Source organism: Myxococcus stipitatus DSM 14675 (assembly GCF_000331735.1).
GTDB classification, from domain to species: Bacteria; Myxococcota; Myxococcia; order Myxococcales; family Myxococcaceae; genus Myxococcus; species Myxococcus stipitatus.
The window spans coordinates 6,256,686-6,281,545 of sequence record NC_020126.1; the positions used below are offsets into that span (position 1 = coordinate 6,256,686).

General features: G+C 66.9%; 21 protein-coding genes and 1 pseudogene. 11 read left to right on the forward strand and 11 right to left on the reverse strand.

What is annotated here, in order from left to right:
* Positions 1-41 precede the first annotated feature (41 nt).
* The 5 genes from MYSTI_RS24215 to MYSTI_RS24235 all read right to left on the reverse strand — a co-directional run bounded on the left by MYSTI_RS24215 (position 42) and on the right by MYSTI_RS24235 (position 6,133).
* Positions 42-3,014: a carboxypeptidase-like regulatory domain-containing protein gene (locus MYSTI_RS24215; protein WP_015350429.1), complete on the reverse strand. Its 2,973-nt coding sequence runs from the start codon at positions 3,012-3,014 to the stop codon at positions 42-44.
* 132 nt (positions 3,015-3,146) lie between these two features.
* Entirely contained in the window at positions 3,147-3,518 is a 372-nt protein-coding gene (locus MYSTI_RS24220) for a hypothetical protein (RefSeq protein WP_015350430.1), read from the reverse strand.
* 100 nt (positions 3,519-3,618) lie between these two features.
* Positions 3,619-4,905, reverse strand: coding sequence for a Stp1/IreP family PP2C-type Ser/Thr phosphatase (locus tag MYSTI_RS24225; RefSeq protein WP_044281303.1), 1,287 nt, complete (start codon positions 4,903-4,905; stop codon positions 3,619-3,621).
* 61 nt (positions 4,906-4,966) lie between these two features.
* Complete coding sequence (locus tag MYSTI_RS24230; RefSeq protein WP_015350432.1) at positions 4,967-5,479, reverse strand: FHA domain-containing protein; 513 nt, start codon at positions 5,477-5,479, stop codon at positions 4,967-4,969.
* A gap of 48 nt (positions 5,480-5,527) precedes the next feature.
* A complete protein-coding gene (locus MYSTI_RS24235) occupies positions 5,528-6,133 on the reverse strand; it encodes a hypothetical protein (protein ID WP_015350433.1) in 606 nt (201 codons plus the stop codon).
* Positions 6,134-6,276: 143 nt separating this feature from the next.
* Between MYSTI_RS24235 and MYSTI_RS24240 the strand changes: the two genes are divergently transcribed.
* From MYSTI_RS24240 to MYSTI_RS45740, 10 genes and pseudogenes are all read left to right on the forward strand, one after another.
* Positions 6,277-6,477: a hypothetical protein gene (locus MYSTI_RS24240; protein WP_015350434.1), complete on the forward strand. Its 201-nt coding sequence runs from the start codon at positions 6,277-6,279 to the stop codon at positions 6,475-6,477.
* Between the two features lie 61 nt (positions 6,478-6,538).
* Positions 6,539-7,186, forward strand: coding sequence for a DUF4349 domain-containing protein (locus MYSTI_RS24245; RefSeq protein ID WP_144370137.1), 648 nt, complete (start codon positions 6,539-6,541; stop codon positions 7,184-7,186).
* 189 nt (positions 7,187-7,375) lie between these two features.
* Positions 7,376-7,768, forward strand: a complete 393-nt coding sequence (locus tag MYSTI_RS24250) for a cupredoxin domain-containing protein (RefSeq protein WP_015350436.1) — start codon at positions 7,376-7,378, stop codon at positions 7,766-7,768.
* A gap of 197 nt (positions 7,769-7,965) precedes the next feature.
* The gene (locus tag MYSTI_RS24255; protein ID WP_015350437.1) at positions 7,966-9,432 is read left to right on the forward strand and encodes a TolC family protein; all 1,467 of its coding nucleotides are present in this window, start codon (positions 7,966-7,968) and stop codon (positions 9,430-9,432) included.
* Between the two features lie 13 nt (positions 9,433-9,445).
* Complete coding sequence (locus MYSTI_RS24260) at positions 9,446-10,849, forward strand: efflux RND transporter periplasmic adaptor subunit (RefSeq protein WP_015350438.1); 1,404 nt, start codon at positions 9,446-9,448, stop codon at positions 10,847-10,849.
* A gap of 4 nt (positions 10,850-10,853) precedes the next feature.
* Complete coding sequence (locus MYSTI_RS24265) at positions 10,854-14,156, forward strand: efflux RND transporter permease subunit (protein WP_015350439.1); 3,303 nt, start codon at positions 10,854-10,856, stop codon at positions 14,154-14,156.
* A gap of 36 nt (positions 14,157-14,192) precedes the next feature.
* Complete coding sequence (locus tag MYSTI_RS24270) at positions 14,193-15,596, forward strand: sigma-54-dependent transcriptional regulator (protein WP_015350440.1); 1,404 nt, start codon at positions 14,193-14,195, stop codon at positions 15,594-15,596.
* Between the two features lie 380 nt (positions 15,597-15,976).
* On the forward strand, positions 15,977-16,090 hold the full coding sequence (locus tag MYSTI_RS45565; RefSeq protein WP_338042070.1) for a hypothetical protein: 114 nt from the start codon (positions 15,977-15,979) through the stop codon (positions 16,088-16,090).
* Positions 16,091-16,102: 12 nt separating this feature from the next.
* Positions 16,103-16,330, forward strand: coding sequence for a WD40 repeat domain-containing protein (locus MYSTI_RS24275; RefSeq protein ID WP_015350442.1), 228 nt, complete (start codon positions 16,103-16,105; stop codon positions 16,328-16,330).
* Between the two features lie 29 nt (positions 16,331-16,359).
* Positions 16,360-16,446: pseudogene (locus MYSTI_RS45740) on the forward strand (hypothetical protein); the annotation flags it as partial.
* A gap of 12 nt (positions 16,447-16,458) precedes the next feature.
* On the opposite strand, the gene MYSTI_RS40950 reads toward MYSTI_RS45740, so the two are convergent.
* A complete protein-coding gene (locus tag MYSTI_RS40950; protein ID WP_015350443.1) occupies positions 16,459-17,031 on the reverse strand; it encodes an RHS repeat-associated core domain-containing protein in 573 nt (190 codons plus the stop codon).
* Here MYSTI_RS40950 and MYSTI_RS24285 point away from each other — a divergent pair.
* Positions 17,015-17,530, forward strand: a complete 516-nt coding sequence (locus tag MYSTI_RS24285) for an IS630 family transposase (RefSeq protein ID WP_015350444.1) — start codon at positions 17,015-17,017, stop codon at positions 17,528-17,530. The genes MYSTI_RS40950 and MYSTI_RS24285 overlap by 17 nt on opposite strands.
* 270 nt (positions 17,531-17,800) lie before the next feature.
* Here MYSTI_RS24285 and MYSTI_RS43255 read toward each other — a convergent pair whose 3' ends face one another.
* From MYSTI_RS43255 to MYSTI_RS24300, 5 genes are read right to left on the reverse strand one after another with little or no spacing between them, the layout of a single operon-like run.
* A complete protein-coding gene (locus MYSTI_RS43255) occupies positions 17,801-18,274 on the reverse strand; it encodes a hypothetical protein (protein ID WP_144370138.1) in 474 nt (157 codons plus the stop codon).
* Between the two features lie 42 nt (positions 18,275-18,316).
* Positions 18,317-18,439, reverse strand: a complete 123-nt coding sequence (locus MYSTI_RS45355; protein WP_267881016.1) for a hypothetical protein — start codon at positions 18,437-18,439, stop codon at positions 18,317-18,319.
* Between the two features lie 27 nt (positions 18,440-18,466).
* Positions 18,467-18,727 (reverse strand): hypothetical protein, encoded by a 261-nt coding sequence (locus MYSTI_RS24290; RefSeq protein WP_015350446.1) that lies wholly within the window; start codon positions 18,725-18,727, stop codon positions 18,467-18,469.
* Positions 18,728-18,730: 3 nt separating this feature from the next.
* Positions 18,731-22,198, reverse strand: a complete 3,468-nt coding sequence (locus tag MYSTI_RS24295) for an RHS repeat-associated core domain-containing protein (RefSeq protein ID WP_044281311.1) — start codon at positions 22,196-22,198, stop codon at positions 18,731-18,733.
* Position 22,199: 1 nt separating this feature from the next.
* Entirely contained in the window at positions 22,200-24,821 is a 2,622-nt protein-coding gene (locus tag MYSTI_RS24300; protein ID WP_015350448.1) for a type VI secretion system Vgr family protein, read from the reverse strand.
* Between the last annotated feature and the right edge of the window lie 39 nt (positions 24,822-24,860).

Sequence of the window (24,860 nt, forward strand, 5' to 3'; positions counted from 1 at the left end):
CGCACGCCCTCCGGCTCGCAACCCGCGCCGCGAGGTGACGCTCACTGCCCCAGCGTCACGTCACCTCGGGAGGGGACGTCCACCACCCGCACCTCGGGGCCGCCGGGTGTCTGCACGTGGAACGCGCCCCACACCAGCGTGTAGCGGCCTGGGCGCAACCCCGTGACGACGACCTGCTCGGAGGTCGGCTGGTAGACGAGCTGCGCCCAGCGCGAGCGCAGCAGTTCCTGCGCGGAGGCACTCGCCGCCACGGCGACCTCTCCCGCCACCAGCCACAGGGCCTTGCCTCGCTCGGGAGTCTTCAACTGAATCGACAGCGACGCAGTCCCCGGCGCGGGCCCCAGGTCGAGGCGCATCTCGGAGCCCTCCACCTGCGCGATCAACGCCTGCTCCCCGTTGGCCTCGCGCCCCGTGTTCAACAAGAAGCGGTAGTTGCCCGGGGATACCTCCACCGAGTAGCCCCCGTCCGGACCCGTGACGATGTGCACCGGCGAGGACCGGTCTCCGCTCATCGCCTGGACCTCGACGCCCGCGGCGGGCACACCTCCCGAGAGGAACACACGGCCGCTCAGCCGAGTGGCCTGCTTCAGCGTCAGCTCCACCGATGTCTGGGCGCCTCGCGTGAGCGTCTCCGTCGCGCTCAGCCGGCCCTTGCGCGCGCTCACCGCGTACTCCGCCACATAGGGCGGAGCCACCAGCGTGAAGCGGCCATCCGGGCCGGACATCACGGACTCATCACAAATCTCACAGGACACCACGGCGTCCGCCACGGGCGCGCCATTCATGTCCCGCACCCGCCCGGTGACGGTGGGCAGCCGCTCCAGCGTCAGGTCGCCCAGGTCCGGCGACGCGGGGCGGTCCACCGTCAAGGGCTCATACCCGGAGGCATCCACCGCGAAGATGACGCGGTCTCCCATGGTGGAGAGCGGGAGCTCGAAGCGCCCATCGGGGCTGTCCACCACGTGCTCATCCATCCGGAAGTTGCGCACCGGGGCGCCATCCGTCCCCACCACGCGTCCCCGGAAGAGGTCGCGCTTCTTCAGCACCACCTTCACCGGAGGCCCGCCGGCCTTGCCCTCGGCGCGCGCCACCTGGTCATAGCCCGAGTGACGCACCTCCAAGCGGTAGCCCCGGTCGGGCCGGAGCGAGCGGAACTCGAAGTGCCCTCGGGCGTCGCTCACGACAGGCTCCGCGCTGCGAGGCACCACCGACAGCGCGGCCCCCGTCACGGGAGTTCCTTGGGTGTCCACCACGTCTCCCGTGAGCGGAGCCCCTGGCTTCAGCTCCACCTCCAGCTCGAGCGTCTGCCCATCCACCACCGTCACCTTGCGCGGGTCCGAGGCCAGGTAGTCCGGATGTGAAGCCATCAGCGTGTACGTCCCCGCGGGCAGTCCCCGCATGGGAACCACACCGTCGGGGCCCGAGGAGCGGTCACTCCGGAAGATGCCCTCCTGGTCCACCCAGAGCACCGCGTCCGCGCCCTCGACACGGCGGCCTTCGGAAGACACCGTCACCTCCACCGCGGCATGCCCCTCCAGGGGCAGCTCCACACCGGACGCGGGCGCGGTCACCTTCACCTCTCCGCCGCCCCACTCCGAGTGGTGCGCGTGAAGCTCGTACAACCCCGGCGTGGGGACACGCGCCACGAAGCGCCCATCGCCATCCGCGAGGACCGTGTCGCCCGTCGGCTGGACCAGCACGGACACCCGAGGCGCGGGCCGCCCGTACTCGTCCATCACCCGGCCGGTGATGAGCGTGGCCCGCGTGAGCTCCAGCTCGAGTGACGTCTCGCCCTTGGCCACACGCGCCGGCACCTGCGCTTCGAGGAAGCCCTCCGCCTTGCCTTCCACCAGGTAGTCGCCCACCGCCAGGGGTCCCAGCTCCACCAAGGCCCCCGTCGCCCCTCGCTCGCGGCGGACCAGCTCACCGCGCGACGTGAGCAGCGTCACCTCCGGGTTGGGCACGGGCTGCCCCGCCTCATCCAGCACGGAGACGAAGAGCTTCCCCGCGTCCTCCAGCTCCAGCGTCACCTGCGTGACGCGCTCGCTGAGCGTCAACGTGCGCGGTACCGAGCCCAAGCCCGGCGCCTCCGCCGTCACCATCAGCTCATCCGGATACAGGCCCGTGAAGCGCACGACCTCGCCCTCGGTGCGCAGCTCCCGCGCGAGGTGGTCCGCACGCACGCGCACCGTCGCGGCCGCGGGCTTTCCATTTCGCGTGACCTGAACCTCCAAGGCGCGCGCGGGTGTCAGCTGCAAGCGGACCTGCTGTGGCCCTGCCTCCACGCGGGGCTCCACGACGGGCACGTACCCCTCCGCGGCGGCGAGGACGTAGAAGGGGCCTTCTCCCAGGCCCTCCAGCGCGAAGGCTCCGCTCCCGGTGGACTCCGCCTGGAACGGCAGCGGCACCCGGCGAGAGACGGCATACACGCGGGCCCCTGGCACCGCGCGGCCCGCGTCATCCACCACCTGCCCTCGGATGGAGCGCAAGGGCGGCAGGTACAGGTCCACCGGCTCTCCGGGTGCCGCACGGTCCCTCAGCGCCACGCCCATCCCAGGAGCACGGGCCCAGACGGAGAACGACACGCCCGCCAGGTGCTCGAAGCGGAAGCGCCCCTGTGCGTCGGTCATCACCGTGGCGCGTGCACTCAGGAAGCCGCGCTGCTGCTCGAGAAACGCCAGGGTATGGAGCGCGGACTCGCGCGCCGTGCAGGACAGGAGCGCCTGGTCACAATCCTCGCAGCGGACATCCACCAGCGTCCGCTCCGCGCTGGACGACAGGGACACCTCCGCGCCCGCAACGGGCTTGCCCGACGCATCGAGCACGCGACCGGTGAGAGCGAGTCCCTCCTGCCCTTCGGAGGTCACGTCCACCGCCGAGAACTCCGGCAGCGGCTTCGCCACGGGCCCCGAGGACACCGCGTCCTGAGTCCCGGTGTCCGAGCGAGACCACAGCCAGGCAGCCCCGGCCACCACCAGGGCCGACAACACCCCTATGAGAATCCAGTTGCGCATGAATTCGTCACGCGGACCTTAACCCGCGGCCGGGCCGGCAACGGACGATTCCCTCGGGAAATTCCGCGCGAGTCCTCTCCCGGACGCTCTCGCCGCCACCCGTCCCCACGGGGCGACTTCGTCAGGTGCCCATCACTGCTTCGTGTTCGAGTCGTCCTCGAGCGCGTCCAGCCGCTTCTCCACCTTCTCGAGGCGCTCATGGGTGGATTCGGCCACCGACCCCAAGAGCCGCGCCATGCGCCCCACGTTCGACTCCATGCGCTGGAGCCCGTCCGACAACGCCCGGACCTGGCCCACGGCCGACTCCATGGTCGTCATCATGGCGTCCATGTTCTCGCGCATGGCGTTCATGCTCTCGCGCATCGAGCCCATGTTCGTCAGCGTGGAGCTCATCGCCGACGCCAGGATACGCGTGTGCATCCGCGTGGACTGCATCTCCTCGCGAAGCTCCGCGACCTCCCCCATCAACCGCACCAGCACATCCCGACCCGCCGCCCGCGCCATTCGACCTCCCACCTGCTTTCGGCGGGACCTTGCCTGGGGGGTCTGACGTGTCCCGGCGGCGGAAGCGGATGGACGGCGGCTGCGCGGGCTCATGGTGTCGTCACTCCTCGGCGAACGGCTGGATGGCCTGGGCCACGGCCAGCTCCTGCCGAGCCTCGCTCAACTCGGAGTTCGTCGCACGCAGTCTGTCGCTCAGCACCTGCACGAAGCTCCAGAGCATCTTCACCGCGAGGATGGACTCGCGCTTCATCAGGCCCATCAGGTCCGGACGCGAGATGACCATGGTGCGCGTGGGCTCCGTCGCGCGAACCGTCGCGGAGCGAGGCGCGTTGTCGATGAGCCCCATCTCCCCGAAGTGCCCGCCCGAGCGCAGCTCGGCGATCTCCACGCCGTTCTTCTCGATGGCCACCCGCCCTCGGATGACGACGAAGAGCTCCTCGCCAGGCTGGCCCTCCACCACGATTTCGCGCCCCGCGGGATAGGTGCGCGTCGTGGCGATGGACAGCACCGCCGTCTGCTCCTTGTACGTGAGGTGGCGGAACAGCGGAATCTTGCGCAGCGCCTCCATCCGCGACTGCGCCTCGCTCGTCTCCTCGCTGGCCATGGCGGCGCTGTCGCCCGCCACCTTCACCACCACCGCGGTGATGTTGTCCTTGCCCCCGCGCTCGTTGGCGATGTCGATGAGCCGCTTGGGCAGGTCCGCCGGCGCCATGCCCGAGACGATGGGCAACATCTCCTCGTCCTCGACGTAGCCATGCAGGCCGTCCGAGCACAGGACGAACATGTCCCCCGGCATCAGGTCCACGATGAGCGTGTCCACCTGGACAGACTCCTGGATGCCCACCGCGCGGGTAATCACGTTGCGGTACTGCGACGTCGCCGCCTGCTCCTTCGTGATGGTGCCCGCCTTGAGCTGCGCGGCCACCAGCGTGTGGTCCTCCGTGAGCCGGTGACACTGGCCATGGCGCACCAGGTACACCCGGCTGTCACCGACGTGGCCGATGACACCCTTGTTGCCGCCCACCGCCAGGCACACGAAGGTCGTCCCCATGCCTCGCTTGGTGGAGTCCGTCATGGCGGTCCGGTAGATGTCCGCGCACGCGCGCTGAACCGCCACCTCCACCAACGCCGCCGCCGCGGACCGGCTGTCCGCCGTGGGGTTGTTGCCCAGGTCCTTCAGCAGGTGCTTGTTCGAGGTGATGTGCTGCTTGACGACCTCGGTCGCCCGGTTGCTGGCGACCTCGCCCGCCGCGTGGCCTCCCATCCCATCGGCAACCACGTAGAGCCCGAGCGGCGCGTCCACCAGCATCGCGTCTTCGTTGTGCTGCCGCTTGCGGCCGACGTCGGTCAGTCCGAAGGCTTCTGTGGTCAAGGCCACCGCGAACACTCCCGTGTGTGACTGTAGGCGACTCCGCACGTTACGCAGGCCGCTTGAGACGTGGCAAGGCTCAGGGAGCCATCCTCGCGGCCAGCATCCTGACAAAGCCGCTTGGCGTGTAGAACACGAGCTCCACCTGACCGAACCGCATCCGTACGCCATCCTCCACGGACACGGCCTTGCGGGGGGTGAGGCGAACCCCGCCCAGCCACGAACCATTCTTGGAGCCGGCGTCTGTTAGCAAGAATTTTGCTTGAGACTCGTCCCGGGCCAACCAGGCGTGGAAGCGGGACACACTGCTGTCATCCAACACCACGTCGTTGTTGCCCGTCCGCCCTACCGTGACGCCCCGGCCGAACGCGTTCGTCTGGGACTTGAGCACCGAGAATACCACGGGCTCCGTGGCCCCCAGCGTCGGTGGACCCGCGTTCGTCACCGTCTTCAGCCGGTACTCCTCCTGCTCCTCCACCCGCTCCCCCGCCAAGGCCGGGGTGAACACGAGCAACGCGGGCGGCAGACGCCGCTCGAGGTCCCCTCGATTGCGCAGGTACCTCGATACGTGGGCGCTCAAGAGCTCGGGCATAGGGGGACGCGAGAGATGGGAATCCCGCGAGCCCAGTCTACGCCGACTTCACCGCCAATCCACGAACAACCCGAGCGACGGGCCACCCACATAGCCCCGGCCCAGGAAGCGCCGCTTGAGTCCGAAGGGCTCGCCGTAGCCGGCCGAGAGGCCCACGGCCATCTTCTCGAACTGGTAGCCCAGCTGGATGCGCCCCTCGACGATGCCGACCACGTTCTTGTCAGCGGGGGAGCCGTCGAAGTGGGCGCCGTAGAAGACAGGCCCGCCGGTGACCTGGAAGCCCCAGTGCACGCTGTTGGGGAGGTGGTTGCGGTAGCCGATGCCCACCTGCCCGGTGTGCTCGTAGTAGGAGCCGAGCTTCGTCTCCGGCTTGCCCGTCACGGGGTCCGGCATGGCGAGGCCCCACCCCAGTCCGCCCTCGAGCAGGAAGACGAAGGCGTCCTTCCGGTCCTGGAAGAAGGTCCACTGCCACTGCACCTTCAGGCGGGGGGTGATGAGGTCCTCCCGAAGCGACGCACCCAGCCACACACCCCGAGGCAGCAAGGAAGATGTCGGCGAGCGGTGCTCGCGGACCGGAGGGGCGTCGGTCTGCGCCTGGGCGGTGGGAACAAGACCCAGGGTCAAGGTCAACAGGGCGAGGAGCTTGCGGTGCATGAGAGTCATCTTCCCGTCATGGAGCGGAGCGCTTGTCAACGAAGTGTTGGGTTGGCTATGACGCGTTCGTTACCTGCGGATGGGCACGGAGCCAGGCCATGTCTGGAGCCACCCGCCGTGGGGCACAAGGAGCGGGACACCGCATGCCAGTCGTGACAGTCCGGGCCAGCAACAAGCAAAGCTCGGGAAAATTCGACACCTTGGTCCGCAAGGCCACGGAGAAAGCCTCCGACCTGCTGGAGCAGAGTGATCGAGTGCTCGTCGTCTACGAAAAGGGATGCGCGAGCATCTACTACGAGGGTGACAGCGCTCAGCCGCTCCCCTCCCCTGCTTCCCGCGCCTGAGCGAGGGAACGCGAATCCCAGCAGGCGTGTCCAGAGAGGCACCTCTTCTCGAAGGACTTCCGTGGCGCGCCTGCTCCTCGTTGTCTCCGCCGTTGCTCTCGTTGCCTGCTCCACGAATCGCGCGCACGAGCGTTCCCTCGGCGCGAGCGATGCGTTGATGCAGAGCGCTCCGGGCTCCCTCACGGAGAACCGGTCCATCATCCATCGCGCCTCGGTGAACCTGGAGCGCGACGAACCCGAACAGGGCCCCGCCCAGGCCGTGGCGCTGGCGAAGGCGCACGGGGGGTATGCGCAGCAGGTCATGACCCGGGGGGCGGTGGTGCGCATCCCCGCTGATCGCCTGGAGAGCTTCCTGGCGGCGGTGCCGGCGTTGGGCACGGTGGAGAACAAGAGCATCTCCGCCGACGACGTGACGGAAGCGCACCGGGACCTGAAGGTGCGCCTGGACAACGTCACGCGCATCCGCGAGCGCTACCTGGAGCTGCTCCAGCGGGCCACCAGCGTCGAGGACACGCTCAAGGTCGAGAAGGAGCTGGAGCGCATCACCATGGAGTACGAGACGCTCAAGGCTCGCCTCCAGGGCATGGAGGCGGACATCGCGGTGTCCACCGTGTACCTGGACTTCCGGCGGCCCGTGAGGCCCGGTCCCGTGGGGTGGGTGTTCTATGGCCTGGGCAAGGCCGTGAAGTGGCTCATCGTCTGGGACTAGGCGCGGCCGCCCCCCTGTAACTGTGACAGTTACAGGGAAACCCGCTCGGGTACGCCGAAGTCGGGCCCCATCGTGACAAACCCGCGTGAACAGGCCCTCCAGGGGTCGGCACACGTTGTGCTCTAGCGAGGCGCACTCACTGGATGCCGGACGTCTCCAAGGCATCCTCTCGCCTGGAGCCGCCGACCGATGATGACGCGCCTGATGGGAGCCCTCGTCGCCCTCCCCTTGATTGCCGCTGCCCCGGCCCTCGCGAGCTCGGGAAAGAGCGCGGCCTCCGAGCAGAAGCCCGCCTCCGCCCCTGTCACCAAGAACGGCGTGCAGCTCGTGGACCTCACCGTGACCGCCAAGGGCTTCGAGCCCGCGAACGTCAAGGTCAAGGCAGGCAAGCCTGTCCGTCTGCTGATCACTCGCAAGACGGAGAAGACCTGCGCGACCGAGCTCGTCATGACGGAGCTAGGCATCAACCAGCCGCTGCCCCTGGACACGCCGGTGACCGTCGAGTTCACCCCGAGCGAGTCGGGCACGCTGCGCTACTCCTGCGCGATGGACCACATCAGCGGGCAGGTCACCATCCAGTAGCCCTCGCGGCCGCGCCGCGTTGATGCGCCGCGCACAGCTCCCCGGCCTGCGTCCTCGAGCAGGCCTGGCACGCCCGCTCGGGTGTGATGTTCACGGTTACACCCTGGCGCCCCCGTCGACACCGCCGTGCGGCCCTCCCCGCTTGCCCCACGGTCCAGGCCCAGCTCCCCTCTCCTGTCGTGCGCCCACCTCTCGACATGTCCCCGCCAGCCTCCCGACTCGACGCGCCCAGGTCCCTTGTCGTCGTCCTGGCGCTGCTCGCCCCCATGGCGGCGCTGGCGCAAGCCCCGCTGTCCGCTCCGGAGGCCCAGGCCACCCCGGTGTCTTCACTCGCGACGGACGAGACGCTCTCGAAGCTCCTCACGGAAGCGCTGGAGGCGCGCCCGGAGCTGCGTCAGGTCGAGGCGCAGGAGAAGGCCGCCCAGGAGCGAGTCCCTCAAGCAGGCGCCCTGCCAGACCCGGTCCTCCAAGTCGGCATCCAGAACGACGGCTTCGGCGAGCTGATGATCGGTGAGATGGAGGGCAGCTACTTCAGCATCATGGCGTCACAGGCCCTGCCCTTCCCGGGCAAGAGGGACTTGCGCACCCAGGTCGCACGCCTCGGCGCCAAGGCCGTGTCGGCACAAGTCCTTCGAGCCCGGCTGACCATCGAAGCCGAGCTGCGCCGGGCCTACCTCGACCTGTTGATGACACGAGAGCGGCGCGGGTTGCTCGACCGGCTCGAGGCCATCTGGAAGCAGTCCGCCGACCTGGCACGCATCCGCTACGAGACTGGCGACGGTGCGCAGTCCGACCTGCTGCGCGCGCAGCTCGAGCTCAATCGAATCCGCCAGCGGCGCGTGGCGCTCAACGCCGAGGAGCGCACGCGCGTCCAGACGCTGAACCGACTGAGCGGGAGGCCCCTCGATGAGCCCCTGCCCACCACCACGCGCGTGCGTGACCTGGGCATTCCGGAGCTCGGAGAAGGAGAGGCCGCGGAGAAGGACGCGATGGAACGCAGCCCCGAGCTGGCCGAGGGCCGCGCCAACATCGCCCAGTCCCAGCAGCAGATGGCGCTGGCTCGGCGCGAGCGCTGGCCCGACTTCACAGTGAGCGCCGGAGTGATGCCTCGAGGTGGCGACTTTCCGACCATGTGGCAGGCCAACGTGGGCGTCAACCTGCCCATCTTCTCCGGCAGCAAGCAGAACCGCGCGGTGGCGGAGAGCGTCGCCATGGCCGATGCCGCGACACGCGCGACGGAGACCGTGGAGCAGGTGTTGCGGCTGCGCGTCCGCGAGCGCCTCACCGCCCTGTCCGCGCTGCGCGAGACCGCGACGCTCTACCGCAGCGGCTTGTTGATGCAGTCAGCGGCCACGGCCGAGAGCACGCTGACGCAGTACCGCGTCGGACGCGCCTCGTTCGCTTCGGTGCTGGAAGCCAACTCGGGCATCGTCCGCGATGAAGAAGACTTCCTCTCGACGCTCGTCGAAGCGCAGCGGCTCGCCATCGCCCAGGCGGAAGTGAGCCTGGAGCCCGTCGCGGCCCTCGGCGGTGGCAGCGCGGGCGCGGGCGGAATGCCCGGCGCTGGCAGTGCCCCCTCCGCTCCCGCGCGCGGCGCAGCCCTGTCAGGTGGCGCGGCGGGCGCGGCGCCCTCCTCCGCATCCTCCTCCATGTCCGGAATGTAGTTCCGAGGTCCGAATGTCCTCCGTCCCTCCGCCTCCTTCCCCTCAGGCCCCCTCGGGTCGCCGCTTCGGAGCCACCGCGCTCGCGTCGACCGCGCTGGTCAGCGCGCTGCTCGGCGGCGGCACCGTACACCTGCTGTCGTCGCATCGAGAGGCAGCCCCGCACGCGCACGCGACGCCTTCGCCCGCTCCAGAGACCGCGGAGAAGGCGACCCCGCGCTTCCAGTGCCCGATGCACCCGGCCATCGTGCAGGACGCACCGGGCAAGTGCCCCATCTGCGGCATGGACCTGGTGTCGATGACCTCTTCACCCGCCACGCCAGGAGGCTCCACCGTGGAGGGCCTCGCCACCGTGGCCATCGACCCGTCCCGTCAGCAGCTCATCGGCCTGCGCACGGCACCTGTGATGGAGGGCAAGGTCGGCGGGACCTGGCGCACCAACGGCCGCATCGCACAGGACGAGACACGCATCCGCCGCGTCCACATGAAGGTGCCCGCGTTCGTCGAGCGCGTGTACGCGGACTTCACGGGCAAGCCCGTGCGCCAGGGCGAGCCCCTCTTCGCCGTCTACAGCCCGGAGCTGCTCGCGGCGCAGGAGGAATACCTGCTGGCCCTGCGCACTCGCGAGGCGCTGAGCCAGGCGGGAGGCATGACGACGGACGGTGACGCGCTGGTGGCCGCCGCGCGCCGCAAGCTGGAGCTGTGGGACGTGCCCCAGGCGACGCTGGAGCGACTCACGCGCACGGGGGAATCCACTCGCACGCTCACCCTCGTCTCCCCCATCTCCGGCGTCATCACCAAGAAGGACGTCGTGGAGGGCGCGCGACTGGAGCTCGGCGCCACCCCGTACGAAATCGTCGACATGTCGCGCGTCTGGGTCCTGGCCGACGTGTACGAGAGCGAGCTGCGTCACGTGAAGGTGGGCATGCCCGCCACGCTCCAGCTCAAGGCCTTCCCCCATCGGGTGTTCGCGGGGAAGGTGTCCTTCCTCGACCCGGTGCTCGACTCGGCCACGCGCACGGTCAAGGTGCGACTGGAGTTCCCCAACCCCGACGGGGACCTGCGCCCGGAGATGTTCGGCGAGGTGGTGCTGCGCGGAGCCTCCCGCGACGCACTGAAGATTCCCGCCGACGCGGTGGTCCCCACGGGCACCACCCACGTCGTCTTCGTGTCCCTGGGCGATGGACACTTCGCGCCTCGCGAGGTCCGCCTCGGGGAGTCCGATGGCAAGAGCGTGGAGGTGACCTCGGGACTGAAGTCGGGAGACCAGGTCGTCACGGGCGCCAACTTCCTCGTCGACTCCGAATCCCGCCTGCGCGCATCACTCTCGGCGCTCACCTCCTCGTCGTCGGGCGGAGCCAAGGCGGCGCCCGCCCCGGCCGCGACTCCAGCGTCCTCCGGCCACCACGGAGGCCACTGAGCCCATGATTCGAGCCATCATCCGCTTCTCCGCGGAGAACAAGTACCTGGTCATCGCGGCCACCGTGGTGGCGCTCATCGGCGCGTGGTGGACCATGCGCAACATCCCGTTGGACGCGCTGCCCGACCTGTCCGACACCCAGGTCATCGTCTACGGACGGTGGGACCGCAGCCCCGACATCATCGAGGACCAGGTCACCTACCCCATCACCACCGCGCTGCTCGGCGCCCCCAAGGTCAAGGCGGTGCGCGGCTTCAGCGACTTCGGCTTCAGCTACGTCTACGTCATCTTCGAGGACGGCACGGACATGTACTGGGCCCGCACCCGCGTGCTCGAGTACCTGTCCAAGATCACGCCCCAGCTTCCGCAGGACGTGAAGGTGGAGCTGGGTCCCGACGCCTCCAGCGTGGGCTGGGTCTTCCAGTACGCGCTGGTGGACAAGAGCGGCAAGCACCGGCTGGACGAGCTGCGCTCCTATCAAGACTGGTTCCTGCGCTACGCCATCCAGAGTGTGCCCGGCGTCTCCGAGGTCGCCACCGTGGGCGGCCAGGTGCGCCAGTACCAAGTGACGGTCAACCCCAACACCCTCGCGGGCTATGGGCTGTCGCTGGACGCGGTGGTGCGCGCGGTACGCCAGGGCAACAACGACGTGGGCGGAAGGCTCGTGGAGGTCGCCGGACGCGAGTACATGGTCCGAGGGCGCGGCTACGTGAAGAGCGTGGAGGACATCGAGAAGCTCATCCTCCGCACGCAGGGCGGCACCACCGTCACCATCAAGGACGTGGCCACGGTGACGCTGGGTCCCGAGCTGCGCCGAGGCGTCGCCGACCTCGACGGCCAAGGCGACGCGGTGGGCGGCATCGTGGTGATGCGCCAGGGAGAGAACGCCCTCAACGTCATCGAGCGCGTCAAGGCGAAGCTGGAGGAGCTCAAGCCGTCGCTGCCCGAAGGCGTGGAGGTCATCACCACCTACGACCGGTCGACGCTCATCGAGCAAGCCATCGAGACGGTGTCACACAAGCTGGTGGAGGAGATCCTCATCGTCTCCCTCATCATCCTCATCTTCCTGTGGCACGTGCCCTCGGCCGTCGTGCCCATCGTCACCATCCCCGTGTCGGTGGCCCTGGCCTTCGTCCCCCTGTATTTCATGGGACAGAACGCCAACCTCATGTCCCTGGCGGGCATCGCCATCTCCATCGGAGTGCTGGTGGACGGCGCCATCGTCGAGGTGGAGAACGCGTACAACAAAATCCACCACTGGATGAAGGACGGCAAGAAGGGCGACTTCCACCAGGTACGGCTGGAGGCGCTGATGGAGGTGGGCCCGGGCGTCTTCTTCAGCCTGCTGGTCATCGCCGTGGCCTTCATGCCCATCTTCACGCTGGTGGACCAGGAGGGCCGGCTCTTCCGCCCGCTCGCGTACTCGAAGAACCTGGCCATGGCCATCGCCGCGCTGCTGGCCATCACCCTGGACCCCGCCATGCGGATGCTCTTCGCCCGCGTGGAGCCCTTCCACTTCCGCCCCCGGTTCCTCGCGTGGGCCGCCACCCAGGCGCTCGTGGGCAAGTACTACTCCGAGGAGCGTCACCCCATCAGCCGGCTCATGCACCGGCTCTACGAGCGCCCCTGCCGCTTCGTCGTGCGCCACGCGAAGGCCACGCTCGTGGTGAGCGTGCTGCTGGTGGCCACCACCATCCCCGCGTACCTGAAGCTGGGCAGCGAGTTCATGCCTCCGCTCAACGAGGGCACCATCCTCTACATGCCCTCGGCGGTGGAGCCGGGCATGTCCGTCACCGAGGCGCAGCGCGTGCTCCAGGTGCAGGACAAGATTCTCATGCGCTTCCCCGAGGTGGAGCGCGTCTTCGGCAAGGCGGGCCGCGCGAACACGTCTACCGACCCCGCGCCCTTCACCATGATGGAGACCACGGTGCTCCTGCGCCCGGAGGCCGAGTGGCGCGAGGTGCCTCGCTGGTACAGCCCCTGGGCCCCCGACTGGATGAAGGGCCTGCTGCGCCCGTTCTGGCGCGACCGCATCACCCAGGCCGAGCTCGAGTCCGAGATGAACGCCGCGCTCCAGCTCCCCGGCATCTCCAACGCATGGACGATGCCCATCAAGGGACGCCTGGACATGCTCTCCACGGGCATCCGGACGCCCGTGGGCATCAAGATCATGGGCGCGGACCTGGCCACGGTGGAGCGCATCGCGCGTGAGACGGAGGCGGCGGTGGCGAAGGTGGAAGGAACCCGCAGCGCGTTCGCCGAGCGTGTCGCCGGTGGCTACTTCCTGGACTTCGTCCTCAAGCGCGACGAGCTGGCTCGCCACGGCTTGAGCGTGGACGACGCGAACATGATGGTGATGACCGCGGTGGGCGGCGACAACCAGTCCACCACCGTGGAAGGCCGCGAGCGCTACGGCATCAACGTGCGCTACGCCCGCGACTACCGCGAGGACCTCCAGGCCCTCAAGCGCGTGCTGCTCCCGCTTCCGGGTGGCGGGCAGGTGCCCATGGAGGCCATCGCCGACGTGGTGCTCGCCCACGGTCCGTCCATGATTCGCAACGAGAACGGCATGCTCACGGGCTACGTGTACGTGGACTTCGACACGTCCAAGTACGACGTGGGCAGCTTCGTGGACCGAGCCAAGGAGGCCGTGGCCGCGGGCGTGAAGGTGCCCACGGGCTATTCGATGACGTGGAGCGGGCAGTACGAGAACATGCTGCGGGTTCGCGAGCGGCTGCAGTTGGTGATTCCACTGACGCTCGTGCTCATCTTCGGGCTGCTGTACATGAACACGAAGTCGGCGTTCAAAGCGGGCCTGGTGATGCTCGCGGTGCCCTTCTCCGCCATCGGCGCGGTGTGGCTCTTGTGGGCGCTCGACTACAACATCTCCATCGCGGTGTGGGTGGGGATGATCGCGCTCATGGGGTTGGACGCGGAGACCGGCGCCTTCATGTTGCTCTTCCTCGACCTCTCTCATGATGAGGCCAAGAAGAAGGGAATGCTGCGCACCGAGGGCGACCTGGTGGAGGCCATCATCCACGGCGCGGTGAAGCGCGTGCGGCCCAAGGCGATGACAGTGCTCGCGGCGATGCTGGGGTTGCTCCCCATCATGTGGTCCACCGGCACGGGCGCGGATGTGATGAAGCGCATCGCGGCGCCGATGGTCGGCGGACTGGCGACAAGCTTCCTCTTGGAGCTGCTCGTGTATCCAGCGGTCTACTTCCTGTGGAAGCGCCGTGAGGTGATACCGGGCCCCGCTACCCCCGAGCCCGCGCAAGAGCCCGAGGCCACCCCGCTCGCCGCCTGACCGAGAGCCAGGCCCCTGCATCCCCGGGAGTACGCCGTGACCGACAGACCGAGTGTTCTCGTCGTCGATGACAAGGAGAACATGTGCCACCTCGTCGCTCGCATCCTGGGTGACGCCTATCAGGTGAAGACCGTCGAGGACGGGGCCCGTGCGCTGGCGCTCATCCGGACGCGTGAGTTCGACGTGGTGGTGACGGACATCCGCATGCCCGGCGCGGATGGCTTCGAGGTGCTCCGCGCCATCAAGCAGCACGCCCCGGACACGGAGGTCATCCTGATGACCGCCTACGCCACCGTTCCCCGAGCGGTGGAGGCCATCAAGGAAGGGGCCTATGACTACCTGTCGAAGCCGTTCGACCCGGATGAGGTCTCGCTCGTCGTGGCACGGGCGCTGGAGCGCAAGCAGCTCAAGGCCCAGGCGGCCTCGCTGCGCCGGGAGCTGAATGGTGTCTACGGCTTCCAGAACCTCATCGGGAAGAGCGCGCCCATGCGGGCGCTGTATGGCTTGCTGGAGCGGGCGGCGGGACTGGCCATCACCGTGCTCATCACGGGGGAGACGGGAACGGGCAAGGAGCTGGTGGCGCGGGCCATCCATCACCATGGGCCGAGGAAGAACAAGCCGTTCATCGCGGTCAATTGTGGCGCGCTCCCATCCGAGCTCATCGAGAGTGAGCTGTTCGGCCACGTCCGGGGTGCATTCACGGGCGCGGGGGAGACCAAGATGGGCCTCGTCGAGGCTGCCTCTGGTGGGACGCTCTTCCTGGACGAGATTGGGGAACTGCCCCTGGCTGTCCAGGTGAAGCTCAACCGCATGCTCCAGGACAAGGAGGTGCGCCGGGTGGGCGAGGCAACGGCTCGTCGCATCGACGTGAGAGTCATTACCGCCACGCACCGCGACCTCAAGGCCGAGGTGGCCGCGGGCCGCTTCCGCGAAGACCTCTACTACCGGCTGAATGTCTTCCCGGTGCAGCTGCCGCCGCTGCGAGAGCGACGCGAGGACATCCCGTTGCTGGCGATGCACTTCGTACAGAAGGCAGCGAAGACCTACCGGTTGCCCGTGGATGGGCTGGAGCCGGAGGCACTACGGGTCCTGACGGGCTACGCGTGGCCAGGGAATGTGCGCCAGTTGGAGAATGCCATTGAGCGCGCGGTGGCCATCACCTCGGGCACTCGCGTGGGAACGAGCGCGCTTCCGCCGGAGGTGCTGGGAGAATCACAGGGAGCGGTGGCGAACGACCCGTTGGTGAAGCTGCCCTTCCGGGAGGCCGTGGACCTCGTGAGGGACCGCGCGTCTCGTGACTACCTCATCGCGCTGCTGCGTGAGTTCGGGGGCAATGTGACTCGGGCGGCGGAACGGGCGGGGATGGAGCGGGAGAGTCTCCACCGACTGCTCAAGCGCTTCGGGCTGCGGTCCGATGACTTCAAGGAGCCAGCGGCGTAGCCCTCATGCGGAGTGTGTCTACGCCGAGGGTGTCTTCTTGAGGCGCATCGACGCCGCACTCCTGACGGGCCCGCATCGCTGGTGCCCCTCTCTTGAGAGCGTCGACGCGCTTCACCTGGACATCCGGGCCCTCCCTGTCGCAGCAAGTGCAGCCGCGGGCGCAGCCATGGCCAATAGCGGGAGACTCCCTCCCACGAAGGCCAGCGCCAGTATTGGAAAGGCAGAAGACATTGGCCGCCTGTCGCGGCCCAGACGCGCTCAGCGCCAGGCAGGTCCCTTGCCCGGAGCGGTGCGATATAGCTGCACGCACCATGTCCTCGCCCTCCTCGCAGCCCATCCGTCTGTTCCAGGATTCGTCGAGACACTCCGGAAGTTCTCTGGTGAGAGCCCTGACGGGTCATACCGACCGCGTGGAGGCCGTGGCCGTGGTGCGTGACGGTCGAGATGCCGTCTCCGCGAGCCTGGATGGAACGCTCCGGCTGTGGGAGCTCTAGACCGGGCGCTGTGTGCGCGTGTTCACCGGACACACGGGAGGCGTGCAAGACGTCGCGCTGCACAAGGACGGGGAGCACATGGTCTCGGCCGGGCGAGACGGAATGCTCCGGCTGTGGAGCACGAAGACGGGGGCGTGCATCCTGGAGCGCCGCTCACCCTGGCCCGCGCTGCGCGGCGTGCGACTGCACCCGACGGCCAGCGGCTCGTCAACTGGGGATATGACGAGCGCGTGGAGCTGAGCACGCTCGACACCGGCGACTCCCCGCGGATGCTCCGGAGCCACGAGGCACCCGTCACCTGCGTCGCCATCTCCCCAGATGGGAATCGGCTCGTGACGTGGGGCTATGACAACACGGTGCGCATCCACTCATGTGAGGATGGCGATGTTGCGGCAGTCTGTGCCGTCGCCGCCGAGCTGACGGCCAATCAGGTGGCCACGCTCGTGGTGATCCGGGTGCGAGTTGTTGAAGCCCGTCGGCGTGTACGTCGCATGCGACCCCGTGCCGATGTCCGAGGGAGAGATCTCCGCGTAGACACCGCCGGGCCGATCCCGCACCGTGTCGTAGGCGTCATACGTGACGTTGATGAGGCCCAGCGGATCCGTCCATTGGAGCGGATTGGTGGAGTATCCGTAGGCCCCGTTGGGGTCATCGAAGAGCTGGAGCGGATCCGGGGAGAGGTACTGTGCCGCCCACGGCACGTAGTACCGATGGCGGTTGTACGAGAGGCCGCTCCCCTCATCCGCCCACTGCCCCGGATAGCGGAGCGGACATTCAGCGAGCGGCGCGTCCTCGTTGCGCGGGGTGCCAAAGGGGCCCAGCTTGCTGGCCCAGCCGCCCCTGCCCTCTTCGGTGACGAGCTCCCGCGGAACCCCCAGGTGGTCCGTCACCGTGTACGGCCCATCCAGGGAGCCTGTTCTCCACGTGGACAAAGTCGACATCCACCTCAATCCCAAGGTGGGACGTGACTGGTGCCTGCCTGGGTACAGGCGAGTGGTGGTGACACCCGGCAACAACCAGAAGCGCTACCTGGCTGGAGCTCTCAATGTCCGCACGGGAAGACTGACGTGGGTGGAGGGGAGGAGCAAAGCCAGTGCCCTCTTCATTCAACTTCTCTGGCGCCTGGCGAGTGCCTATCCACGCGCTCGCCGCATCCACCTCGTCCTCGACAACGCCGCCGTCCACTCCAGCAGGAAGACGCGCAAGGTGCTCGCGCAGCTCGGCAGGCGATTCGTCCTGCACTTCCTGCCGCCGTACTGCCCTCAGGGCAATCGCATCGAGCGGGTGTGGCTCGACCTGCACGCCAACGTCACCCGCAATCATCGCTGCCGAACCATGGACCGGCTCATGGCTCGGGTGCATGCCTACCTCGCCGCTCGCTCAGCCCAGCGTTCCGCCAGTCCATCCTTGCGCCGCGCCGACCTCAGGCGTTCAGCCTGAGGCCGGACGAGATTCACGATCCTTGGTTTAGCCGCCTTTCATATCGCATGACGCTCCTGGACAAGAAGATGGTTCATCTCAAATGAATGGCTCGCCGGATGTCACACAGACCGGTTACACTCATCAACGCCATGCGACGCAAGATCATGGGAGGGGGAGATCAAAGAACCCTGTCGGACCGCGTCCTCGGCTTCGCATACGGCACCTGGAACACGGCGCAGCACGTCGTTCGCCTTGGCTACGGCACCGCTCGCCGCCATTCTTGAAGCGTCATCTCTCCACACGAACTCGTTCAGGATGCTCCGGTGGGAAACTCCACGTCTTCCAATGTGAGGATGTCGCGACAATGAAGCCGTCAACCACTCGAACCGAGAGAAACGGATTCGAACGGGTAAAGAATGCGACCCACCGGAGCTGACCGCTGGACGTGGCGCACGAAGCCACAAAGCCTTCGTTGCCCATGCTGCCTTCGCCGCAAAACAGCCGCTCGCCGCGCTCGGGCCATTCGCAGGAGCCCAGCGATGTGACAGAGACCCAAGGGTCGTCATTGAACTCAAGCACCGATTGCAATGAACTCCGAGCAATGGGGCTCACGAAGACATCCTCCTGCTTCGTGCCGGAGTCCATGACAACGGTGTAATCCATCAATATCAATTCGCCGGCACCAAACAGAATCCCGTCAATCTGAAGAACCTCACTGCTCTGCCATCGACGTTGGATTTCAGAACGGACATCACCACTCATCGGACGCATCCCATTCAAGCCTTCGCACAAACGGCAGGATTGTTAATCAGACAATCCACTTGTTTCAAAGGTCTCGGCCTCGGCGGACAGCGCGTTGTACTTGCGCTGCGAGACGCAGCCCATGGCATGAGCTGCGGCCGTGGCCAGGGCCATCATGAAGCGCATGGGTGGAGGTCCTTTCGGACCGGCGACTCACGCCTTCTCGAAGGAGTGCAGACGGTATTTGCCCCAGCCGGCAGCGTCGATCTCCTCCTTGCTGGGGTAGTCGGTCTCAAGATCCTTGGCCACCAAGGTGAGAAACCGGGCGCTGGGATCGTCGATCCGCTCAGGATCACGCCAGCCGTGCTCACACTCCTCACAGTGGAGGTAGAGCGAGCCCCGCCCCGTGTCACGCGCAATCAGCAGTCTGCCTTGGTGGCAGAACGAGCACTCCTTGTACCAGTAGTAGATCAAGGCTCAGGTATCCGGGTATGCGGTAATCAACCTGTTGGTTCCAGGGATGACGATGATCGTCACACTGGTGAGCAATGGGTGGTTGGCAGCAGCCCCTGCTATCCCGCCGAGAAGTCCCACGTCCCTGCCCATCGGTACATTCAACCTACCTGTCGAATCAGGCGTCAACCCCAACGTGTGCGCTCTCGCCCAGGCCTCCTGGGTGACAGCTACGCCGTCGTCAGCAAAGACGCCGTGCGAAGGTTTGTTGGGGTTGTCCGTGTTGTGAAGCCGAATGTGCTCCTCACGAGTCTCGCCCGTCGATTGCTTGACGATGGACAAATCCAGCGGAGGGCATCCACCTGTCAGTCCGTAGGGGTCAGCCTGGGTGAGCGGGCTGCGGGGATAGGTATACGCGTTCAGCCCGCCCGAGAGCCCGATCGGATCACGGCTCACATACCGGCCCGTCGCAGGATCGTAGTACCGGTGCCGGTTGTAATGGAGGTCCGACTCCTCGTCATACCACTGCCCTTGAAACCGCAGCGGGCAGCTCACATCGTTCTGGGCGACCTCTCTCAGTTCGCCCCAAGCGCTGAGCCGCGCGGACCACGCCACCTTCCCATCAGGTGCGATCAGTTCCCTGGGAGCGCCCGAGGCATCGTTGACGCACAGATATCGGATCCCCTTGTCGGACTTCGCGAGAGGCGTGAAGCCGCTGGGATGGAACTCCCAGGTGACAACGTCCTGCGCGCCGCTGGAAGTCGAGCGGACCTCATGGAGGATGACATCGCCGTCCCACACATAATCGATACGTTTATTGGGACCGACCTTCTGAATCCGCCGCCCCAGCGCGTCGTACTTGTATCTCCACTGCGTCCCATTCGGCAGCGTGAGCCGGGCCAGCTGACCGTAGCTGTTCCAGGAATAGCGAGTGTCGCCGCGTCGATCCCTGCGCCGGCTGCGCTGTCCCTCCGCGTCATACTCGTACTTCACACCGTCAGCCCCGACGAGTTCTCCACCAGCGCGATACTCGAAGAGGCGCGTCCTGGCGGGGGCGGGGGTCGAGGATGGCTCCGCGAACCCGAGCGCTGTCAGATTGTTCGCCGCGTCATAGGAGAAGTGCTCGGTCACCCCGGTGGGTTCCTGCACTGAGGTGAGGCGCCTGACAGCATCATGTGCGTACTTCGAGGGCCCCCAGGCAGCATCCTCCATGGAGATGAGATTGCTGGCTGCATCATAGGCATACCGTCGATGGGGGCGCGGGCCCTCGCCCTCCGAGAAGCTCGAAGAGGACACCCGCTGCTCGATGCAGCGGCCCCTGCTGTCGAATTCCTGAGCGATAGACACCCCTCCGTCGAAGGAACGGGCGATCTCATTGAGCCGGGCGTCATACTCGAAGCGAAGGGCGGGCCCCTCTCGCGAGCTGATACGGGTCACCTGACCGTTCGCATCCCACTCGAAGGCCGTCTCGTCCCCGGCGGAGCTGCGCCGCCGGATGCGGTTTCCCTCGCCATCGTACACGCTCTCGATCTCGTACTCCCCCTGCTTCTCGAACACCCGTCGGCCGGCCCCGTCGTACTTCCGCTCGATGACACAGTCACCATTGTCGGCGCTCACCATCAACCCGCGCGGGTCATAGGTGTACCGGATCACGGAGCCATCCTCGTGGAGAACCTCCGTGATGGCCCCCGCCAGGTCGCGCTTCAGCTCGATCCGGCCGCCAGATGCCGTCCCCACCGAGATGAGGTTGCCATCTCGATCATAGCCATAGCGGCGAGTCCGTCCTGAGAAGTCTGTCTCCAGGATCCTGCGGCCCTCGGCGTCGTACTCGTACCGATGTGTCTCTCCGCTCGCATTCCGGATGCAGAGGAGCTGCCCAGGAAGCGTGCTGTATTCGTACTGCAAGCGGTTGCCATTGGGGGCAATGACCTCGGAGACCAGGCCACATGCCAGACGCCGCCAGCGGGTGGCGGCGTTGCGCTCATCCACGTACTCGGTGAGGTGGTTGTAGTTGCTCCAGGCGTACCTGCGCCGGGTCCCATCTGGGAGCCGGACCTCCCGGACACGTCCCAGCACGTCACTGATTGCTTCTGAACGGAAACCCAGCGGATCCACGATCGCCGAGAGGCGCCCTTTTGCGTCCCATTCATAGAGCGTCCGACGGCCTCGCCAGTCCGTGACAGCCGTCAGGTTTCCATGCAGGTCCCATTCAAATCGACGCGTTCCCCGGGACGGACTGCGGATGCCAACGAGATCTCCCTCAGCGCCGTAATCGTACGACCATGTCTGCTCAAGGGGATCCGTCGCGGAGACGAGGCGGCCCTGAGCGTCATAGGCCTGAGTCCATCGGTGCCCCAGAGCATCCGTCGTGCAGAGCAGTTGATGCTGGGCGTTGTACTCGAAAGCCGTCGTCGCACCTGTCGGTGAGACTTCCTTGGCCAGGTTGCCGGACGCATCGTATGCGTAGGTTGTCGTTGAACCTCCGGGTTGGACCTGCCGCGTGATGCGCCCGTACTCGTCATAGGCGGTGGTGCGTGTGTTTCCGAGCGGGGAGACCACCTGCTCGACCTGCCCCGCCTCATTCCAGTGGTACCGCGTGGGGTGACCCAGGCTGTTGGTCGCCACGGTCACCCGTCGGGCCGGGTCGAACTCCAGACTGATTTGATCGAAGTCGTCCTGGCCCGTGGTCTCCTTGCAGCGCCCCTGCGCATCGTAGGAGAAGCGAAAGACCATTCCTCCCAGGGTGACCTCTCGCACCAGGCGCCCCAGGGGATCGTATTCATACCGACTGCCATTGCCGAGAGCATCGGTCATCTCGATGAGGCGACCGTTTCCATCGTAGGCGTACTTCAAGACAAGTGAGTCGCGGCCTGGGAGCTGCTGCTTCGAGGAGGAAGCTCCGAGGGGGTTGGAAAGGCGAACCTCGGTGACTCGGCCGGCAGCGTTGTAGCCCAGCTGATACCTGCGCCCCTCGCGCCTTTGAACCAGGGCCAGGACCCGACCCGAGGCGTCATGCTGAATCTCGATTCTCCGGCCATGGAGGTTCTGGATGGCGGAGAGGAACCACCAGGGGGTGTTCTTCCTGCTCTCGAAGATGAACTGAAGGATGTCCCCAGACTTCGGGTGGGCCGACCATCGGGTGACGATGAGCCTGCCCTTCTCCCCTCTCAGCTCATGGAAGGCGCCGAGGTTCCTGACGACTCCGCCCGACTCGATGGCACCTGCCCTGTCGTCGAAGCAGATCTCGCTCTCGCCATCCTCCCCGATCAGCCGGTATCCCTCGAGATCACGCCTGACGCGCATCTCGAAAGGGGATGACCACCCGGGTCCGAACATGCCCTCGGCCCTACCCGAAAGCGCACTGCTGTAACGCCGCTTGAAGCCAAGCTTGAGTTGGCCCGCAAGCGCGTGGTCCTCGAACTCATGCCAGAGGACACCTGAGGCAACATCCACTGGGTGTCCGACCGAAACCCTCCCGCTCGGGCTCCCCATGTCAGTTGATCTTGATGAGGGCGCCGGTGATTTCGTGGATGCCAATGGCCGAGGAGGTCAGCTTGGGCGCGGAGATGGCCGCCCCGGCGGCCTCCAGCTTCACCGTGCTCTGCTGGGCCCCCAGGCTGACTTCCTTGCCGCCATTGACCTCCACCGTGCCGTCGCTCTTGAGCTTGATGCTCGCCGCGCCGCAGACGAGCGACAGCTCCTGGACCGCCGTCACTTCAACCTTGTTCCCGTCGATGACCATCTGCCCCGAGGAGTTGTGCAGCGCCACCTTCTTGCTGGTGCCCTCGATGGTGATGCTCTCCTCGAGCGTGATGCTGCACTCCCCCTGCTTGGCCTGGAGCTGCACATCGCCCGTCATCACGAACTTCTTGGTGGCGTGCTGGGACTTGTCCCCCGTGACCTCCAGCGTGTCGTTCCCGCCGATGGTCTCCTCGCGCTTGCCCGTGACGGTGAGCTTCTCCAGCGTGTTCACGGTGGCGTCGCGGCCCGCCTTCAGCGTCAGCTTCTCCTGCCCCGTCACATCCTCGGTTCGCGCGCCGGTGATGGTGATGGTCTCGTCCTTGTCCACCGTCTCGGTGCGCTTGCCATGGACGGTGGTCGTCTCGTCCTTGTCCACCGTCTTGGTGCGATTGCCCTTCACCGACATCGTCTGCTCGCCGCCCACCGTCTCCGTCTGCGAACCATCCACCGAGTTCGTCTGGTTCGCCTTCACCGACGTGCTGTGGTTGTTCAGCACTACCTCGTTGAAGTCCTTCTGCGCGTGCAGGAAGATTTCTTCCGCGTCCTTCGCGTCCTCGAAGCGCAGCTCGTTGAAACCATCGCTGTCCTTCGAGCTGGAGGTGCGGATGGTGCTGCGTGTCTTGTGCTGGGGGAGCGGGTATGGCGGCGTGTTCTTCCCGTTGTACACACTGCCCACCACGATGGGACGGTCCGGGTCTCCCTCCAGGAAGTCCACCAGCACTTCCATCCCGATGCGCGGCAGGAAGACGAAGCCCCACCCCAGCCCCGCCCACGCCTGCACCACGCGCAGGAAACAGGAGCTCTTCTCGTCCCGCTTGCCCTGCCGGTCCCAGTGGAACTGCACCTTCACTCGACCGTGCTCGTCGGTGTGGATCTCCTCGCTCGCGGGGCCCACGACCGTCGCCGTCTGCAACCCCGCCATGCGCGCCCGGGGCCGCCGGCGCTGGGCCCGGAAGGAGACATCCAGCGGGATGCACTCGAACGTGTTGTGGTAGCGGTCCGACACCTCGCCCGCGGGCCTCCGCGCGTTGGAGTCGTCCGTGAGCTCCTCGGGAGCCCGTCCATGGTGCTCCACGTGCGTCAGCAGGTACCACTGGTCGAGCGCGGTGTGTCCATGCCCCGTCAGCTCGAACATGTAGCCCGGCGTGAAGCCCGTGACGTAGCCCAGGCCCCGGCCGCGCTTGCCCTCCGCGTGCAAGGCTTGACGGCGCAGCTGCTCCTGCTTCTGCGCCGGTTCGTACTCGTACTTCTTCTCCCCCGCGTCATACGGGCCCAACAACGGTGCGGGGTACTCGTAGGATTCGCGGTCGCGCCCCAGCACATCCTGGGCACGGGACTCCCTCGTCAAGTCGTAGTCCGGGTGTGTCCAGTTGAAGTCTCGCACCACCACGCTGGTGGTGTGCATCTGCTGTGAGAAGTCGAAGGTGCGCAGGCACTCGTCCGCAGCCGTGGCGGCCTCTGGCCCCCGCACCGTGATGGGCGAGCCCTTCACCGCCTCACAGGAAGGACACTGCTCGTTCTCCTCCTGGAGGACCAGCTCCTCCTTCTCCCCCGAGTGGTCGAAGTAGAAGAAGATGCCCTCCTCCTCCATGAGCCTCAGGAGGAAGTCGAGGTCTGTCTCCTGGTACTGCACGCAGTACTCGCGCGGCAGGTACTCGCGGTTGAGCTCGATACGGAAGGGCCTCTCGAAGGGCCGCAAGCCCTGGGTGAGCACCTCCTCCAATATCTCCGGCACCTTCTGCTCTTGGAAGATGCGGTTGTCCTTGCGCTGCGACAGGGCCCAGAGCGCGGGGGCGACATGGGCTCGCGCCAACAGGTGTCCCGCCTGTGTCCCCGAGTGCTCTACACGGTGGACGATTCCGCACAGACGTCGGGCTCCCGCGTCATGGGAGATGAGGACCTCGGCCGACGAGCCCAACAGCCCGTCGATGTCCGCGCCCAGGTGCTCGTTCGCCAGGTCCACCGTGCAGGTATAGAGCTCCGAGAGCCCTTCCCTCGCATGCAACTCCACCACGCGCCAGCCGGCCGCCGGGTCCGCGTTGGAGGTGAAGGAGAAGCGGACCTTGTCCAGGGGGGACTCGCCCGCGATGGCATTGACCACCTGGGACAGGGCGCCCAGGGCCCCCGAAGCGCCCAGGGCCCCGAGGGCCTGGCTCGCCACGCCTGATGCCTGATGGACGGCCTGTTCGACTCGCCGCGCCTGCTGCACCGCGTCCTGGACCTGGGGAATCTGCGACAGGGCACTCTCCAACGGCTGCCTGACCTGTTGGATGGGAACATTCCCTTCGCGGGCCTGCCGAACCGCCTGACCGGCGCCTTTCGCCACCTGCACAGATTTCTGGACGTGGTGCATCACGTCGTCTGAGTCCGACATGTGGCCTCCCCCGGGAAGTCGAGATTCTTCCTAGTCGCC

Coding starts and splice junctions, on each gene's coding strand:
- MYSTI_RS24215 (WP_015350429.1), bottom strand. CDS start 3,014: ATGCGCAACTGGATTCTCATAGGGGTGTTGTCGGCCCTGGTGGTGGCC.
- MYSTI_RS24220 (WP_015350430.1), bottom strand. CDS start 3,518: ATGGCGCGGGCGGCGGGTCGGGATGTGCTGGTGCGGTTGATGGGGGAG.
- MYSTI_RS24230 (WP_015350432.1), bottom strand. CDS start 5,479: ATGCCCGAGCTCTTGAGCGCCCACGTATCGAGGTACCTGCGCAATCGA.
- MYSTI_RS24235 (WP_015350433.1), bottom strand. CDS start 6,133: ATGCACCGCAAGCTCCTCGCCCTGTTGACCTTGACCCTGGGTCTTGTT.
- MYSTI_RS24240 (WP_015350434.1), top strand. CDS start 6,277: ATGCCAGTCGTGACAGTCCGGGCCAGCAACAAGCAAAGCTCGGGAAAA.
- MYSTI_RS24250 (WP_015350436.1), top strand. CDS start 7,376: ATGATGACGCGCCTGATGGGAGCCCTCGTCGCCCTCCCCTTGATTGCC.
- MYSTI_RS24255 (WP_015350437.1), top strand. CDS start 7,966: ATGTCCCCGCCAGCCTCCCGACTCGACGCGCCCAGGTCCCTTGTCGTC.
- MYSTI_RS24260 (WP_015350438.1), top strand. CDS start 9,446: ATGTCCTCCGTCCCTCCGCCTCCTTCCCCTCAGGCCCCCTCGGGTCGC.
- MYSTI_RS24265 (WP_015350439.1), top strand. CDS start 10,854: ATGATTCGAGCCATCATCCGCTTCTCCGCGGAGAACAAGTACCTGGTC.
- MYSTI_RS40950 (WP_015350443.1), bottom strand. CDS start 17,031: ATGTCGACTTTGTCCACGTGGAGAACAGGCTCCCTGGATGGGCCGTAC.
- MYSTI_RS43255 (WP_144370138.1), bottom strand. CDS start 18,274: ATGAGTGGTGATGTCCGTTCTGAAATCCAACGTCGATGGCAGAGCAGT.
- MYSTI_RS45355 (WP_267881016.1), bottom strand. CDS start 18,439: ATGCGCTTCATGATGGCCCTGGCCACGGCCGCAGCTCATGCCATGGGC.
- MYSTI_RS24295 (WP_044281311.1), bottom strand. CDS start 22,198: ATGGGGAGCCCGAGCGGGAGGGTTTCGGTCGGACACCCAGTGGATGTT.
- MYSTI_RS24300 (WP_015350448.1), bottom strand. CDS start 24,821: ATGTCGGACTCAGACGACGTGATGCACCACGTCCAGAAATCTGTGCAG.